15 protein-coding genes are annotated in these 16,090 nt (G+C 72.7%); 8 read left to right on the plus strand and 7 right to left on the minus strand.

The window, feature by feature from the left end; all coding sequences use genetic code 11:
* Positions 1 to 91: 91 nt before the first annotated feature.
* Both AQJ11_RS22925 and AQJ11_RS22930 read left to right on the plus strand, forming a co-directional pair.
* Complete coding sequence (locus AQJ11_RS22925) at positions 92 to 1,504, plus strand: ABC transporter ATP-binding protein (protein WP_059264198.1); 1,413 nt, start codon at positions 92 to 94, stop codon at positions 1,502 to 1,504.
* Positions 1,501 to 2,385, plus strand: a complete 885-nt coding sequence (locus AQJ11_RS22930; protein ID WP_014675031.1) for an ABC transporter permease — start codon at positions 1,501 to 1,503, stop codon at positions 2,383 to 2,385. The genes AQJ11_RS22925 and AQJ11_RS22930 overlap by 4 nt, the downstream gene beginning before the upstream one ends.
* Positions 2,386 to 2,425: 40 nt before the next feature.
* On the opposite strand, the gene AQJ11_RS22935 is transcribed toward AQJ11_RS22930, so the two are convergent.
* A complete protein-coding gene (locus AQJ11_RS22935; RefSeq protein ID WP_014675030.1) occupies positions 2,426 to 2,758 on the minus strand; it encodes a hypothetical protein in 333 nt (110 codons plus the stop codon).
* A gap of 232 nt (positions 2,759 to 2,990) precedes the next feature.
* Here AQJ11_RS22935 and AQJ11_RS22940 point away from each other — a divergent pair, with 232 nt between their 5' ends.
* Positions 2,991 to 4,019: an LLM class flavin-dependent oxidoreductase gene (locus tag AQJ11_RS22940; RefSeq protein ID WP_059264199.1), complete on the plus strand. Its 1,029-nt coding sequence runs from the start codon at positions 2,991 to 2,993 to the stop codon at positions 4,017 to 4,019.
* A 118-nt stretch (positions 4,020 to 4,137) separates the two neighbouring features.
* Here AQJ11_RS22940 and AQJ11_RS22945 read toward each other — a convergent pair whose 3' ends face one another.
* A complete protein-coding gene (locus tag AQJ11_RS22945) occupies positions 4,138 to 4,530 on the minus strand; it encodes an SCO5389 family protein (RefSeq protein ID WP_014675028.1) in 393 nt (130 codons plus the stop codon).
* A gap of 275 nt (positions 4,531 to 4,805) precedes the next feature.
* Between AQJ11_RS22945 and nucS the strand changes: the two genes are divergently transcribed.
* A complete protein-coding gene (gene nucS / locus AQJ11_RS22950; RefSeq protein ID WP_014675027.1) occupies positions 4,806 to 5,477 on the plus strand; it encodes an endonuclease NucS in 672 nt (223 codons plus the stop codon).
* A 443-nt stretch (positions 5,478 to 5,920) separates the two neighbouring features.
* Here the strand turns inward: nucS and AQJ11_RS22955 are convergent, their stop codons facing one another.
* The 3 genes from AQJ11_RS22955 to AQJ11_RS22965 form a co-directional block, all read right to left on the minus strand.
* Positions 5,921 to 8,527: an ATP-binding protein gene (locus AQJ11_RS22955; RefSeq protein ID WP_059264200.1), complete on the minus strand. Its 2,607-nt coding sequence runs from the start codon at positions 8,525 to 8,527 to the stop codon at positions 5,921 to 5,923.
* A 208-nt stretch (positions 8,528 to 8,735) separates the two neighbouring features.
* Positions 8,736 to 9,059 carry an STAS domain-containing protein gene (locus AQJ11_RS22960; RefSeq protein ID WP_014675024.1) on the minus strand — a complete coding sequence of 108 codons (324 nt, stop codon included), beginning with the start codon at positions 9,057 to 9,059 and terminating at the stop codon, positions 8,736 to 8,738.
* Between the two features lie 159 nt (positions 9,060 to 9,218).
* Positions 9,219 to 10,067, minus strand: a complete 849-nt coding sequence (locus AQJ11_RS22965) for a 3-hydroxyacyl-CoA dehydrogenase family protein (protein WP_059264201.1) — start codon at positions 10,065 to 10,067, stop codon at positions 9,219 to 9,221.
* A gap of 412 nt (positions 10,068 to 10,479) precedes the next feature.
* Here AQJ11_RS22965 and AQJ11_RS22970 point away from each other — a divergent pair, with 412 nt between their 5' ends.
* A complete protein-coding gene (locus AQJ11_RS22970; protein ID WP_059264202.1) occupies positions 10,480 to 11,052 on the plus strand; it encodes a cob(I)yrinic acid a,c-diamide adenosyltransferase in 573 nt (190 codons plus the stop codon).
* Positions 11,053 to 11,063: 11 nt separating this feature from the next.
* Here the strand turns inward: AQJ11_RS22970 and AQJ11_RS22975 are convergent, their stop codons facing one another.
* On the minus strand, positions 11,064 to 11,567 hold the full coding sequence (locus AQJ11_RS22975; protein ID WP_059264203.1) for a DinB family protein: 504 nt from the start codon (positions 11,565 to 11,567) through the stop codon (positions 11,064 to 11,066).
* Positions 11,564 to 12,166: a hypothetical protein gene (locus AQJ11_RS22980; protein ID WP_059264204.1), complete on the minus strand. Its 603-nt coding sequence runs from the start codon at positions 12,164 to 12,166 to the stop codon at positions 11,564 to 11,566. Before AQJ11_RS22980 ends, AQJ11_RS22975 begins: the two co-directional genes overlap by 4 nt.
* A gap of 151 nt (positions 12,167 to 12,317) precedes the next feature.
* Between AQJ11_RS22980 and AQJ11_RS22985 the strand changes: the two genes are divergently transcribed.
* The 3 genes from AQJ11_RS22985 (at position 12,318) to AQJ11_RS22995 (ending at position 16,076) form a co-directional block, all read left to right on the plus strand.
* Positions 12,318 to 13,490 (plus strand): sensor histidine kinase, encoded by a 1,173-nt coding sequence (locus tag AQJ11_RS22985; RefSeq protein WP_059264205.1) that lies wholly within the window; start codon positions 12,318 to 12,320, stop codon positions 13,488 to 13,490.
* Positions 13,487 to 14,128 (plus strand): response regulator, encoded by a 642-nt coding sequence (locus AQJ11_RS22990; RefSeq protein WP_014675018.1) that lies wholly within the window; start codon positions 13,487 to 13,489, stop codon positions 14,126 to 14,128. Before AQJ11_RS22985 ends, AQJ11_RS22990 begins: the two co-directional genes overlap by 4 nt.
* A 127-nt stretch (positions 14,129 to 14,255) precedes the next feature.
* Positions 14,256 to 16,076, plus strand: coding sequence for a glycoside hydrolase family 18 chitinase (locus AQJ11_RS22995; RefSeq protein WP_014675017.1), 1,821 nt, complete (start codon positions 14,256 to 14,258; stop codon positions 16,074 to 16,076).
* Positions 16,077 to 16,090: the final 14 nt, after the last annotated feature.

Consider the following 16,090-nt stretch of genomic DNA (forward strand, 5'->3'; position numbering starts at 1 on the left):
TTTTGGGCGGAACCGTCAGCGCCTCGATATCCTCCTAACCCTTACGGGGGCGTGTGCCCCGCTGTCCTGAACCTTTCGATGGGTGCGGAGCATGATCGAGGCTGTCGGCCTGACCAAGCGCTACGGCGACAAGACCGCCGTGTACAACCTTTCCTTCCAGGTGCGGCCAGGAGCCGTGACCGGCTTCCTCGGGCCCAACGGCTCGGGCAAGTCCACCACGATGCGGATGATCCTCGGGCTGGACAACCCCACGTCCGGGGCGGTCACCATCGGCGGCTACCCGTACCGCAAGCTGCCCAACGCCCCCCGGCAGGTCGGCGCGCTGCTCGACGCCAAGGCCGTGCACGGCGGCCGGAGCGCCCGCAACCACCTGCTGAGCCTGGCCCAGCTCTCCGGCATCCCGGCCCGGCGCGTGGACGAGGTGCTCGGCGTGGTCGGCCTCCAGGATGTGGCCAAAAAGCGCTCCAAGGGCTTCTCGCTCGGCATGGGCCAGCGCCTCGGCATCGCCGCCGCGCTGCTCGGCGACCCGCAGGTGCTGCTCTTCGACGAGCCGGTCAACGGCCTCGACCCCGAGGGCATCCTCTGGGTCCGCAACCTGATGAAGGCCCTCGCCGCCGAGGGCCGTACGGTCTTCGTCTCCTCCCACCTGATGAGCGAGATGGCGCTGACCGCCGACCACCTCATCGTCATCGGGCGCGGACAGCTCCTCGCCGACATGAGCGTGAAGGACTTCATCTCGGCCAACTCGGCCGACTTCGCGCGCGTGCGCACGCCGGACACCGAGCCGCAGCTGCGCGAGAAGCTGACCTCCGCGCTGACCGGGGCGGGCGGGCACGTGCTGCCCGAGCAGGACGGCGCGCTCCGGGTCACCGGACTGCCGCTGCCCCGGATCAGCGACCTCGCGCACGAGTCGGGCGTCCGGCTGTGGGAGCTGTCCCCGCACCAGGCTTCGCTGGAGGAGGCGTACATGCGGATGACGCAGGGCGCCGTGGACTACCGCTCGACCATCGACCAGAAGGCGGGCCTCCAGCAGCCGCTGCCGCCCGGCGTCCAGCCGCCCATGCCGGTACCGGGCCAGGGCCAGCCCGGCTGGTACGCCCCGCCACCGCCCCAGCAGGGCGGCCAGCCCTTCGGGATGCCTCCGGCGGGCCCGTACGGCGGCGCCCCGGCGGCCGGGTACGGCGCTCCGGGCACGGCACCGGGTACGGCGCCCGGTGGCGCGGCGGGGGCGGCCAACCCGTACGCGCAGCCGAGCGCCCAGGGGCAGCCGCAGGCACCGGCTCAGCCGGCCGGACAGGCACCGCAGGCTCCCTCCGCCGGTCCGGCGCCGCAGGACCAGCCGCCCGCCCTGGCCAAGACGACGCCGGCGGCCCCGGCGAGCGCCGCCGCCCCGCAGGCCCCCGCCGCCCCGTCCGCCCCGCAGCAGGCGCCCGCGGCGGCTCCCCCGGCCGCCGCTCCCGCCTCCGCCCCCGCCGACCCGACCCAGCCCGAGGACGCCCGATGAGCACCCACCAGCCCCCCATGCCGCAGGCCCCGGCCGCCGCGCCTGACTGGCAGGCGGCGCCCGGCGGGCCGTACCCCGGCTACACCTCGCCCATCCCGGTCGTGCGCACCCACCTCGGGCACGCGCTGGCCTCCGAGTGGACGAAGATCAGGTCGGTGCGCTCCACGATGTGGACGATCGGCGTGTTCGTGCTGCTCGTCGTCGGCATCGGCCTGCTGACCGGCGCGCTGGTCGAGGCCAACTCCGACTCCACCAGCCTGTCCGGCGAGAACCCGCTGTCGTTCGGCTTCTTCGGCCTGCTCCTCGGCAGCATCTGCATCATCACGCTCGGCGTGCTGACCACGGCGTCGGAGTACGGCACCGGCATGATCCGGACGACGATGACCGCGTGCCCCAGCCGGGCCCGGGTGCTCGCCGCCAAGTCGATCGTGTTCTTCGCCCTCGCCTTCGTGGTCACCCTGGTCACCTCCGGCTTCGTGGCCATGGTCCACGCGTCCCTGCTCGGGAACACCGGCGCCCGCACCCCGACCGGCGGCGACTGGTTCAAGGCCACCGTCGGCATCAGCCTCTACATGGCGCTGCTCGGCCTGCTCTCGCTGCTCATCGGCTCGGTCATCCGGCACTCCGCGGGCGCCATCACCATCATGATCGGCGTGGTGCTCGCGCCGCTGGTGCTCGCGCTGTTCATGGTGACGGAGTCGCTGGACAAGCTGCGCCAGTGGCTCTTCGAGTACTCGATCCCGAACCAGCTGGGCGTCTTCTACGCCAACTCCCTGACCGAGTCCGGCCCGTCCGGCTGGGACCCGCTGTGGATCATGATCGGCGTGACGGCGGCGGCGTACGCGGGGGCGTACGCGCTGCTCCAGAACCGGGACGTGTAAGAACCGGGACTGTGAGAGCCGGGGACGGTGGCCGTACGGCTCAGAACCTCGGCGCGTTACGGGACCGCTGCACCCGCGTGGTGCGGCGGTCCTTCGCGTTCCAGCAGGCCTTGTGCCAGTGCCGGCGGTCGTCGACGCCCGCGTACTGCGGCCAGGCCACCACGTGCGGGACACCGGAGGGGATCAGCTGGTCGCAGCCCGGGCAGCGGTAGGTCTTGCCCTCCGCGCTGGCCCCGGCGACATGGCGCACGCTCCACTCCTCGCCCTGCCAGCTCTCCGTGGACTGCCAGCCGCCGTACCGGCCGGCCGGGTCGTCCTCGGCGCTCCGGCCCGACGATCCGGCTGCCTTCGGTCGGTTGCGACGCGGGGACACGGGACACCTCTCGGAGCTATACAGGGAGCACGGCTCCATCCAGCCTACGCGCCGTCGAGGCGGGTACGCGTGGGGTACGCGTAGGGAACCAACCCGTACAAGTGCCCCTCCCGTGCGACCCATTCTCCTGACAATCCGCAAATCCCTTCGGCCGGGCCGTGTCCTGGGCACGTGTCAGACGGTTATGCCGGGTGGGGAGCTCCGGGTCGGAGCCAAGGAAGCAGGAAATGCGATGCACGTAGGAAGTTTTGTGCTGGCGGCCCAGTTCCCGGGCCAGGGCCCGGGGGAGGCCCTGCACCGGGCCGTCCGCTCGGCGGAGGTCGCCGAGTGGTCCGGGCTGGACTCGGTCTGGCTCGCCGAGCACCACTTCGTGCCCTACGGCACATGCCCGTCCGCGGTCACCCTGGCCGCGCTGCTGCTCGGCCGCACCCGCCGCATCCGGGTCGGCACGGCCGTCAGCGTACTGCCCACGGCCCACCCGGTCGCCCTCGGCGAGCAGGCCGCGCTGCTGCACCTGACCAGCGGCGGGCGGTTCACGCTGGGCATCGGGCGCGGTGGCCCCTGGGTGGACCTGGAGGTGTTCGGCACGGGACTGGAGGCGTACGAACACGGGTTCCCGGAGTCGCTCGATCTGCTGCTGCGCTGGCTGGGCGAACCGTCCGTGGCGGCCTCCGGGGAGCGGTTCTCCTTCCGCGAGGTGCCGGTCGTCCCCCGCCCGTCGGAGGCGCTGACGGACGCGCCCGGCCCCGAGGTCGTGCTCGCCTGCACCTCACCGGCGAGCGTACGGCTGGCCGCGGAGCGCGGGCTGCCCATGCTGCTCGGCATGCACGTCGGGGACGAGGAGAAGGCCGAGATGGTCGCCCTGTGGCGGCGCTGCGCCCGCGCGGCGGGCCGGCCGGCCGAGGAGATCGCGGGCGCCGCCCATGTCTCCGCCGGGGTCTGCCAGCTCGCCGACCGGCGCACGGACGCGGTGGAGACGCTGCTGAAGGCGATGCCCGGCTGGCTGCGGCAGGGCCTGGACGCCCATGTGACGGTGGACGGACGGGCGCGCGCGATGCGCGACCCGTACGCCTACACCGAACTGCTCTGCGGACTGCACCCGGTGGGCACCCCGCGGCTCGCCGCCGACCGGCTCGCGGCGACCTCGGAGCGCACCGGCATCTCCCGCTTCGCCCTCCTGGTGGAGGGCTCGGGCGACCTCGCGGCCACGGAGGAGAACCTACGGCGCCTGGGCGCCGAGGTGCTGCCCCAACTGCGCTGACCGGCCCCCCACGCGCAAGCCACCTGGGGGGCTTGCCGCCCCGGTCCTCGATGCACCTCCCCCTCGGGTGGAACGGCAAGCCGGCGACTGTCCGTCTCGGCCGTACCGGAACCGCGCGTCAGCAGTCCCGGAGCTCCGGCGACTGGTTCAGCAACTGGTTGCGCACCGACGTGAAGCGGGCCAACGTCTCGTCCACCGAGGCGTCCAGCGGGAACACCGCCACGCGGTGGCAGTTCTGGAAGGCCAGCCGCACCCCGAAGTGCCGCTGCAACGCGCCGCGTATCGCGTCACTCGCGAGCGCACGCAGCAGCTGACCGCGTGCCTGCTCGTCCGGCGGGGGCGTCTGGTTGTCGGCGAAGGGGCCGCCGTCCACCTTCAGCTGGGCCACCAGGGAGCTGATCATCTCCCATGCGTAGGGCAGGGAGGTCCGGACGCAGTCGACGAATGCTGCTTCGTCGACCTCGCCTCGCTCGGCCTGTTCGAGTAGGGCCGGTGAGACGTCGAGCGACATGGGTTCTCCTCTCGCACCCCCGAAGAGCAGGGGTTGCCGGACAGATAGGGGAGTTCGCGATTTCGAACACGCTCCGTACAGGGGCCGCGACCTCCCGTTCCTACGGTAGGCAACGGTCGGTGACCACACCAGCAGAATGCGTATATGAACCGATCCCGTTACGCCCACAATCGGCCAGGGATGAACAAGAGTTTCAAGGGACAAATGGGGCGATCCACTGGGAGCTGGGCGGACGGATCGCGAGCACCGGCGGGCGTCGAGTAGCGTTGCCGACCATGCGTCTCGTCATTGCCCGCTGCTCGGTCGACTACGCCGGCCGGCTCACCGCCCACCTGCCCTCGGCCCCGCGACTGATCCTGGTCAAGGCGGACGGCAGTGTCTCCATCCACGCCGACGACCGGGCCTACAAGCCGCTCAACTGGATGTCGCCGCCCTGCACGCTGAAGGAGGGCACGGGCGAGGACGAGGGCGTGTGGACCGTCGTCAACAAGGCGGGCGAGAAACTGATCATCACGATGGAGGAGATCCTCCACGACTCCTCGCACGAACTGGGTGTGGATCCGGGCCTGATCAAGGACGGCGTGGAAGCGCACCTCCAGGAACTGCTCGCCGACCGCATCGAGACGCTGGGCGACGGGTACACCCTCATCCGCCGCGAGTACATGACGGCGATCGGGCCCGTGGACATCCTGTGCCGGGACGCGGACGGCCAGACGGTGGCGGTCGAGATCAAGCGGCGGGGCGAGATCGACGGCGTGGAGCAACTGACGCGCTACCTCGACCTGTTGAACCGCGACCCGCACCTGGCCCCGGTCCGCGGCGTCTTCGCCGCCCAGGAGATCAAGCCCCAGGCCCGCGTCCTCGCCACCGACCGCGGCATCAACTGCCACATCCTGGACTACGACGCCCTACGCGGCATCGAGGACGACAAGCTCCGCCTGTTCTAGCCGACGACCCCGTCCCGTCCAGCGGCCCCGCACCGTTTCCCCACCCTCCCGCTGGGACGGCACCCGGCCACGGCGGCGGGGATCGGCGGTGCTGAACCGACCCGAGCGCGCCGGGTGCTTCTACCGCCGCCGACTCCCTCTGCACCGCCCCGCACCTCCCGCCGGGACGGCACCCGGCCACGGGGGCGGGGACCGGCGGTACCGAACCGGCCCGAGCCCGCCGGATACCGCCCGACGCCGCCGTCGCGGCGGTAGAGGCAGTTGCCGACCGCTCAAGGGCCCGGAGCGATAAGGGGAGTCACCCGCCCCTGCCCCACCGCCCACACCTCCCGCCACGACGGGAGCCGGCGGTACCGAACTGACCCGAGCGCGACGGGCACTTTCGCCGCCGTCGACTCCCTCTGCGCCGCCCCGCTCCTCCCGCCGGGACGGCGCCGGCGGGGTCACATCAGCGGGTCGGTCGTGCCCGGGGCCGTTTCCGATGCCGAGGCGCTGCTCGACGTTCCCCCGGTGGTGCCGTCCGTCGAGCCGCCGGTCGTCGTGCCGCCGGTGTCGCCGCCCGTGGTGCCTCCCGTGTCGCCGCCCGTGGTGCCCCCGGTGGTGCCGTCCGTGGAGCCGCCGCTGCTCCCGGTGGTGTCGCCCGTCGTGCCGGTCGAGCCTCCGGTTCCGGTCCCACCCGTGGTCGTACCACCGGTCGTCGTACCGCCCGTGCCACCGCTGGTCGAGCCGCCGGTCGTCGAGCCGCCCGTGGTGCCGCCGGTCGTACCGCCCGTCGTCCCACCGGTCGAGCCACCGGTCGACCCGCCGGTCGTGCCCCCTGTCGTACCGCCGCTCGACCCTCCCGGCTTCGGCGACTTGGACGGCGAGCCGGAAGAGGAGTCGGAGTCGGAGGGCTCGACGCTCTCCGACGGACGGGACGGGGCCGCGGGCGGTGCCGGGTCGTCCGCCGTACCGTACGTGCCGTCGGGCCCCGGTGACGTAGGCCGGGTGCCGGCCGAGCCGGTGTCGCCGGTGTCCGTCGGCCCCGTGCCCACGCCGCCGTCGCCGACGTCCTGGCCGGCGGACGGGTTGGCGTCGACCTTGCCGGCCGGGTTGCGGCCCGCGTCGTCGGGTGAGGTCATGCCGAGCGCGACGACCGTACCGAGCACGGCGGCGAGCAGCGCGCCGGAGCCGGCCGCCACCAGGTTGCGCCGGGCCAGGCGCCGGATGCCGCCCCGCGGCTGGGGCACGGGGACCCGCTGGGTGACCGCGGTCTCGTACGGCGCCGGAGCCCGCTCCTCCTGCCGTACCCCCGCCGGCTCCTCCCCCACGGCCACCGGCGGCAGCCCGGGCGCCTCGCCCGCGCGGTCGGCGAGCAGGGCCAGGGCGCGGCGGCCGACGACGGTGCCCCGCTTGTCGGCGAGGGCGCCGCGCAGCCCGCTCGACGCCTCCAGTTCGGCGCGGGCCCGGTCGAGTTGGCCGGTGCAGAGCGCGAGTACGCCCAACTCGTGCTGGAAGTAAGCCTGCTCGGCCACCTCGCCGGACAGCCGGGAGGCCTCCGTGCCGGACCGCAGGGCCCTCTCCCAGGCGCTCCAGTGGAGCCCTGCGGCGAAGGCGGGCGCGGCCGTGCGGGCCAGCCGTACGGCGCCGCTCTGCTCGCCCTCGACGGGCGGCGCCGTCCGCGGGACGACGGCGGCGAGCGCGGCGAGGACGGCGTCGGCCTCCGCGCACACCCGCTCCGGGGTGACGGAGGGGTGGCCGGCCCACCAGGCGTAGTGCTGGGCGGCGGTGTCGGCGTGGCCGGGGGCGTCGTCGGCGTACCCCGCGGCCTCCAGCTGGGTCTGCACGCCGGCCGCGAGGCGGTAACGGGAGCCGACCGGGGAGACCAGCCCGCAGCTCGCCAGCTCACCGAGGGCGGCGTCCGCGTGGGTGTCGCCGACCAGCGCGGGCAGGTGCGCCTGGTGCGGTACCTCGCCGCCGAGGGCGACGGCGAAGCGGAGGGTGGCGCGGGCGGAGGCGCCGAGCCGGGAGGCGAGCAGCGGGGCGGGGGCCGCGGCCTCGCCGAGGGAGGGCAGCGGGACCTCGTCCTCCAGGTCCACGGGCGGGTCGGCCGGCGGGCGCACGTCCTCGAAGACGCCGTACTCGTCGACCGCGCCGGTGCTGGCGCGCAGTTGGTCGCGCTGCCTGAGCAGCGCGCCGGCCTGGACGAACCGCAGCGGCAGCCCCTCGGACTCGAACCAGAGGTCGCCGGCCCAGTTGGCCTCCTCCTCGGTGAGCACCCGGCCGACGGCCCGCTCCAGGATCTCCACGCCGGCGGCGCGGTCGAGGCCGCCGAGGAAGACCTCCTCGACCTCGGACCCGGCGGAGGGCGCGGGCACGTCGGGGGTGGCGGCGAACAGGAACGCGCACTCGGGGGTGGCGTCGAGCAGTTCGTCCAGGGCGGCCCCGCCGAACTCCAGGTCGTCCACGACGACGACCGCGCCGATCTCCTGGACGCAGGCGAGGAGTTCGTCCTGGTCGGGCCGGTACCGGGGGGCGTCGTAGACGGCGTGGAAGAGGTCGTGCAGGAGGTCGCCGGCCGTGCGGTGGAAGCCGCTGAGGCGGACCACGCCGTCGGGGGCGAGGTCCAGGCAGTCCTCGGCGACCAGGTCGAGCAGGGCGGTGCGGCCGGAGCCGCCCGGGCCGGTGAGCCGCACCGAGCGGCCCCGGGCCAGGAGGCGGACCAGGCGTTCGCGTTCGTCCTGGCGCTCCAGCAGGGAGGGCGCGGACCGATCGGGGCCGGGCGGCACGGGCGGCAGGGCGGCGCGTTCCGTCTCGGCGCGCTCGGCGGCGGTGCGCTTGCGGGGCCTGCCGGGGAGATCGGCCGGGGGGCAGGGCTCTATTTCGCTGCCGTCGACCGGATTGACGGTGAGTTGCAGGTCGCCGGTGACGACCTGGGCCATGCGGGCGGGCACGGCCGGGCCCGCGGCGAAGTCGGCGGTGAGGGAGTCCCGGGGCGGGCGGCGGCCGTGCGCCGGGCCGTGCTCCTCGGAGACCGGGTGGATCGGGTCGATCGGCTCGATCGGGTCCATGGGTTCAAGCTCCCCAAAAGCGTCGTGTGCCCGTGTTTGCGGCCCCTCCCGGCCTTGTCGCACACCGCGCTGTCGCTTCTGGTCCGGGCCCGCTCGGTCGAGGGTTGGAGGCGGCGGGCGACCGCACCCTAAACCTTCCCTCAGTGTCCCCGACAGGGCGGGGTGCCGTGCGGTCCGAGACGTCACGGTCTTGTGAGGATTGCGCACCTCACACCCGGGGCAGCGACTCCACCCCGATGCCGCCCTCGATGGCGAGGATGCGGTGCAGCCGGGTCGCCACCAGCAGACGCTGCATCTGCGGGGGCACGCCCCGCAGTACCAGACGCCGTCCGCAGCGGCCGGCCCGCCGGTGGGCACCCATGATCACCCCGAGTCCGGTGGCGTCCCAGGAGTCCAGTTCGGACAGGTCGAGCACCAGGTCGCCGACTCCGGTGTCGACGGCCGAGTGCAGGGCCGTACGGGCGTCCGCCGCGCTGCGGACGTCGAGGCGGCCCCCGACGACCAGCTCGGCGTGGTCGCCCCTGATGTGCATATGCGCTCCCCCGTTGAGTGCGGTTGGCGTACTCGGTGACGGTGCTGTGCAACGTCTGACTGTTCGGGTGGCGGTGCGGTTGCTGCTTGTAAGCGAACCGATACCGAATTCACCCCGGGGAGTGACACTCCCGGGGTGGTTGTGCGTGATCGGGTTGACTCAGTACGTGTAGAAGCCCTGCCCGCTCTTGCGGCCGATGTCACCGGCGTCCACCATCCGGCGCATCAGCTCCGGCGGGGCGAACTTCTCGTCCTGGGACTCGGTGTAGATGTTGCTCGTGGCGTGCAGCAGGATGTCCACGCCGGTGAGGTCGGCGGTGGCGAGCGGGCCCATGGCGTGGCCGAAGCCCAGCTTGCAGGCGAGGTCGATGTCCTCGGCGGTGGCGACGCCGGACTCGTAGAGCTTGGTCGCCTCCACCACGAGGGCGGAGATGAGCCGGGTGGTGACGAAGCCGGCGACGTCCCGGTTGACGACGATGCAGGTCTTGCCGACGGACTCGGCGAACTGCCGGGCGGTGGCGAGGGTTTCGTCGCTGGTCTTGTAGCCGCGGACCAGCTCGACGAGCTGCATCATCGGCACCGGCGAGAAGAAGTGCACGCCGACGACCCGCTCGGGGCGCTCGGTGGCCGCCGCGATCTTGGTGATCGGGATGGCGGAGGTGTTGGAGGCGAGCACGGTGTCCTCGCGCACGAGCTTGTCGAGCGCGCGGAAGATCTCGTGCTTGACCTCCAGCTTCTCGAAGACGGCCTCCACCACGATGTCGGCGTCGGCGGCGGCGTCCAGGTCGGTGGTCGGGGTGATGCGCGCGAGGGCGGCCTCGGCGTCCTCGGCCGCCAGCTTGCCCTTGCCGACGAACTTGTCGTACGAGGCCTTGATGCCGTCGGTGCCGCGCTTCAGCGCCTCGTCGGTGACGTCACGCAGGACGACGTCCCAGCCCGCCTGCGCGGCGACCTGGGCGATGCCGGAACCCATGAGACCGGCCCCGATGACGGCGAGCTTCCGTGCCACTCCGACTCCCTATGAACGCGGTGAAAGGTCTGCCCCTCGGCGGACCATAGCGCTCCGGCGCCGCTGTGTGACCGGTAAGTAACGCGCGTCACGTCCCATTTGACGGAGATCACACCGGCAGAGGTACAGGGGCGGCGGCGGGTGAGTGGGCGTCAGCCCGCACCGGTACGGCACCACTCCTTCCGGCACCGCGGCCAGATGCCCACCGATACGCTCTGCGCCCGGACCGTCACACGGCGACACGCAGGGGGTGCGAGTGCGCTCCGCCAGGGCTCACTCCGGGCGCCAGCCCCCACGCCCACCTCACGGACCCCCTGCGCCGACGGCCGGCAGGCTGATCGGCTCGCCGTACCGGCCGTGACGGGGGGCACACGGGTGTCCCGGACGGCCGGGGCGTAACTACGCTGGCCACATGGTCAACCTGACGCGCATCTACACGAGGACCGGCGACCGGGGCACCACCAGCCTCGGCGACATGAGCCGGGTACCCAAGACGGACCTCAGGATCTCCGCCTACGCGGACGCCAACGAGGCCAACGCGGTGATCGGCACCGCCATCGCGCTGGGCGGCCTGGACGAGGAGATCGTCACGGTCCTCACCCGCGTGCAGAACGACCTGTTCGACGTCGGCGCGGACCTGTCGACGCCGGTGGTGGAGAACCCGGAGTTCCCGCCGCTGAGGGTGGAGCAGTTCTACATCGACCGGCTGGAGGCGGACTGCGACCGCTTCAACGAGCGGCTGGAGAAGCTGCGCTCCTTCATCCTGCCGGGCGGCACACCGGGTGCCGCCCTGCTGCACCAGGCGTGCACGGTCGTACGCCGGGCCGAGCGCTCCACCTGGGCGGCCCTGGAGGTGCACGGCGAGACGATGAACCCGCTCACCGCGACCTACCTGAACCGCCTCTCCGACCTGCTGTTCATCCTGGCCCGCAGCGCGAACCGGGAGACCGGCGACGTGCTGTGGGTGCCGGGCGGGGAGCGCTAGGCCCCGCTGTTCTAGTCGCCGGTCCGGCCGTCGATCTGCTCGCGCAGGATGTCGATGTGGCCGTTGTGGCGGGCCGTCTCCTCGATGAGGTGGAGCAGGATCCAGCGCAGGTCCACCGCGCTGCCGTCGCTCCGTTTCATCCGCGCTTTGGTGTCCAGGTCGTGCGCGGCGACGAGTTCGTCGTGCCGGGCGGCCTCCTCGGCGTACTCGGCGAGGAGCCGGGACAGCGGGATGTCGACGGCGATCCGCATCTCGCGGTCGGGGTCCTCGTCGGTCCAGGGGCCTTCGTCCGGCTCACCCAGGAAGACGACCCGGAACCAGTAGTACTCGACCCAGCGCAGATGGTTGATCAACCCGCTCAGGGTCATCAGCGGGGAGCCGGGGAGGATCGCCTTCACGGCGTCCTCGTCGGAGAGTTCCTCGCACTTGGCGCGCGCGGTGGCGCGGACGTAGGTGAGGAAGGTGGTCAGCTGGGTGCGCTCGTCCCAGGCGGGAGGCGTGTCGGTGCGTGTCATCGCGGCGATGATGTCCCGGCGCCCGCCCCGCTGTCGACGGGGTTTTCGTCAGCCCCGCGCTCCCGCTGCCGCTCCCGCTTGGGGAACAGCGTGTAGCTCGCGGCGATGACCACGTTGATGCCGATCACCCACAGCATGCGCTGCTGCCAGGCCCGCAGCGAACGGGTGTCCCCGGAATCGCCGACGTACCAGACCGCGCCCTGGAGCAGGGCGAGGGCGACGGCCGAGGCGAGGATCCAGCGGGCCGCGACCTTCCACTCGTGGACGGCGCGGGCCGTGCCGTACCGGGGCGGCTTCACCGGGGGCGGCCCGCCGGCGAAGCGGTGGGCCACCCGGGCGTCCGCCCACCTGATGGTGGAGTGGCCCAGGCCGACCGTGAAGCCGATGTAGACCGCGGCGAGGCCGTGCCGCCAGTCCGGTTCGGCGCCGTTCCTCAGGTCGATCGCGGTGACGGCGAGGAGCACGATCTCCAGGAGCGGCTCGCACAGCAGCAGGGCCAGACCGGTGCGCGGCATCCGGAACACGTACCGGAAGGCCAGTCCGGCCGCCAGCAGCACCCAGAACGCCACCTCGCAGGCGATGATCAGTCCGACGATCACGGTTCGCTCCCCTCGTCCACCCTTCCAGGCTCCCGGCCGGGGCCGCCGGTTTCGTCGTCGGCGCAGAGGAGACCGCGGTAAGCGAAAGTCGCACTCCGGGACCCTCCCCCGGAAGCAGGCGGTCCGCCCCCGGCCCGTGTTGGATGGGGGCATGCCCCTCGCACTGCCCCGCCCGCACCGCGACGACCTGCGCATCGCCGTGGCCGGGCTGCTCGGCGGGGTGCTGCTGTGGGCGCTCGGCATCCATCCCCGCCTGGCGTCCGACAGCCTGGTGCTGTGGCACGCGCCCTGGGCGCCGCTGGTGCCGCTGGCGGTGACCGCCGCCTGCGAGCCGCTGCGCCGTGTCCGCCCGCGCCTCGGGCTGCTGGCCGGCACGGGCGCCCTGGTCCTGGACACCGTGACCCTCGGCAGCATCGTCACCATCGTGCTGTACACCGACCTGGTGTACGCGGCCGTCCTGTACGGCACCCCGGCCTCCGCCCGCCGCATCCCGTGGATCACCGGGATGCTGACGGTCGTCGGCGGGATCGTGCCGGCGGCGCTGTGGCGGGACCCGCAGGGGCTGCTGATCGGTGTGGGCGTCGGGGTGGTGGCGCTGGCCCCGGCCGCCACCGGCGCCCTGGTGCGCAACCACCGCGACGCCGCCGAGGCCGCCCGGCTGCGCGCGGAACAGACCGCGCTGCTGGCCGAGATGGACCGCACCCAGGCGGTCACCGCGGAACGGGCCCGGATGGCGCGGGAGTTGCACGACATGGTCGCCAACCATCTGTCGGCCATCGCCATCCACTCCACGGCCGCGCTCTCCCTCGACGACCCGAAGACCTCCCGGGAGGCGCTGGCCGTCATCCGGGAGAACAGCGTGGCGGGGCTCGCGGAGATGCGCCGGCTGATCGGCATCCTGCGGGACAGCTCCGGGGACCGGGAGCCCGCCGCGTCCCCCACGCTGGACGGGCTCGGCGCGCTGGTCGACAGGGCTCGGGCGGGCGGCCTGGACGTCACGCTCGACGCCGGCCACGGCAAGGTGCCGGCGCCCGTGGAGCTCGCCGCCTACCGGATCGTGCAGGAGTCGCTGACCAACGCCCTGAAGCACGCGGCGCAGGGGCGCGTCCGGGTCTCGCTCCGGCAGCGGGACGGGCGGCTGGACATCCGGGTGACCAGCCCCTACCGGCCCGGCGACGGCCCGCGCGCACCCGGCTCCGGTTCCGGCCTGACCGGGATGCGGGAGCGGGCCGCGCTGCTCGGCGGCACGTTCGAGGCCGGGCCGCGGGGTGCCCTGTGGGCCGTACGCGCCACGCTTCCGCTCACCGAAGGAGATCCCGCATGATCCGTGTCCTGGTCGCCGAGGACCAGTCCGCCGTCCGCGCCGGGCTCGTCCTGATCCTGCGCAGCGCGCCGGACATCGAGGTGGTCGGCGAGGCGGCGGACGGCGAGCAGGCGGTCGAGCTGACCCGCGCCCTCGGCCCCGATCTGGTCCTGATGGACGTGCAGATGCCCCGGCTGGACGGGGTGTCCGCGACCCGGCGGATCGTCGCCGAGCGGCTCGCGGACGTGCTCGTGCTGACCACCTTCGACCTCGACGAGTACGTCTTCGGGGCGCTGCGGGCGGGCGCGGCCGGATTCCTGCTGAAGAACGCCGAGGCGGGGCAGTTGCTGGAGGCGGTGCGTACGGTGGCGCGCGGCGAGGGGATCGTCGCCCCGGCGGTGACCCGGCGGCTGATCGCCGAGTTCGCCGCGGCCCCGGCGCGGGAGGCGGAGGCCGACCCGGCCGTGCTGGAGGGGCTCACCCGGCGGGAGCGGGAGGTGCTGCGCCGTATCGGCGAGGGCCTGTCGAACGCGGAGATCGCGGCCCGGCTGGACATGGCGGAGGGCACGGTGAAGACGCACGTCAGCCGGTTGCTGGCCAAGCTGGGGCTGCGCAGCCGGGTGCAAGCGGCGGTTCTCGCCCGGGAGTTGGGGGTCTAGCGCGGCTCGCCCCAGGAATGGTCCAGACCTATTGACGGGTGGTCCAGACCTTTCTACCCTCGCAGCACCGTGGGGCGTGAAGGCTCAGTCATGCCCCTGACATCCCCGATGACGAGGGAGGCGCAGCATGCGCTTCAGACACAGAGCCGCGGCAGGGTTCGCGACCCTGTTGCTCCCCCTGGCCGGTCTGGTCGGACTCGCCGGCCCCGCCCAGGCGGCGACCAACGCGACGGCCGTCTTCGCCAAGACGAGCGACTGGGGCACCGGCTTCGGTGGTCAGTGGACCATCAAGAACACCGGTAGCAGCAGCATCAGTTCCTGGACCGTCGAGTGGGACTTCCCCTCCGGCACGTCCGTCACCTCCGCCTGGGACGCGGACGTCACCGGTTCCGGCACCCACTGGACCGCGAAGAACAAGTCCTACAACGGCACCCTCGCCCCGGGCGCCTCCGTCTCCTTCGGCTTCAACGGCGCGGGCTCCGGCTCCCCGTCCAACTGCAAGCTGAACGGCGACAGTTGCGACGGTACGACGGTCCCCGGCGACGCGGCCCCCTCCGCCCCCGGCACCCCGACCGCCTCCTCGGTCACCGACACCTCGGTGAAGCTCTCCTGGAGCGCGGCCACCGACGACAAGGGCGTCAAGAACTACGACGTCCTGCGCGACGGCTCCAAGGTCGCCACGGTCACCACCACGTCGTACACCGACACGGGCCTGACCGCCGGCACCGACTACTCCTACACCGTGCAGGCCCGGGACACCGCCGACCAGACCGGCCCGGTCAGCGGCGCGGTCAAGGTGCACACCACCGGCGGCGGCACCACTCCCCCGCCCACCGGCGACAAGGTCAAGCTCGGCTACTTCACCGAGTGGGGCATCTACGGCCGCAACTACAACGTCAAGAACCTGGTGACGTCCGGCTCCGCGGCCAAGATCACGCACATCAACTACGCCTTCGGCAACGTCACCGGCGGCAAGTGCGCGATCGGCGACTCCTACGCCGACTACGACAAGGCCTTCACCGCCGACCAGTCGGTCAGCGGCGTCGCCGACACCTGGGACCAGCCGCTGCGCGGCAACTTCAACCAGCTGCGCCAGCTGAAGGCCAAGTACCCGAACATCAAGGTGCTGTGGTCCTTCGGCGGCTGGACCTGGTCCGGCGGCTTCGCGGACGCGGCCAAGAACCCGGCCGCCTTCGCCCAGTCCTGCTACGACCTGGTCGAGGACCCGCGCTGGGCCGATGTCTTCGACGGCATCGACATCGACTGGGAGTACCCGAACGCCTGCGGTCTGACCTGTGACACCAGCGGGGCCGCGGCCTTCAAGAACGTGATGTCCGCGCTGCGCGCCAAGTTCGGCTCGAACAACCTGGTCACCGCGGCCACCACCGCCGACGGCTCGGCCGGCGGCAAGATCGAGGCCGCGGACTACGCGGGCGCCGCCCAGTACGTCGACTGGTACAACGTGATGACGTACGACTTCTTCGGCGCCTGGGACGCCAAGGGCCCCACCGCCCCGCACTCCCCGCTCACCTCGTACGACGGCATCCCGAAGGCGGGCTTCACCACCGCCGACGCGATGGCCAAGTTCAAGGCGATCGGCGTGCCCGCGAAGAAGCTGCTCATCGGCATCGGCTTCTACGGCCGCGGCTGGACCGGCGTCACCCAGGACGCCCCGGGCGGCACGGCCACCGGCCCGGCGACCGGCACCTACGAGCAGGGCATCGAGGACTACAAGGTCCTCAAGACGTCCTGCCCGGCCACCGGCACCGTCGCCGGCACCGCCTACGCGCACTGCGGCAGCAACTGGTGGTCGTACGACACCCCCGCCACCATCGCCTCGAAGATGGCGTGGGCCAAGAACCAGGGCCTCGGCGGCGCGTTCTTCTGGGAGTTCAGCGGCGACACCAGCAACGGTGAACTGGTGAACGCGATCAGCAGCAACCTGTAAGAGCGAACAGAGCA

Origin of the sequence: Streptomyces corchorusii (assembly GCF_001514055.1) — a bacterium.
GTDB lineage: Bacteria > Actinomycetota > Actinomycetes > Streptomycetales > Streptomycetaceae > Streptomyces > Streptomyces olivaceoviridis.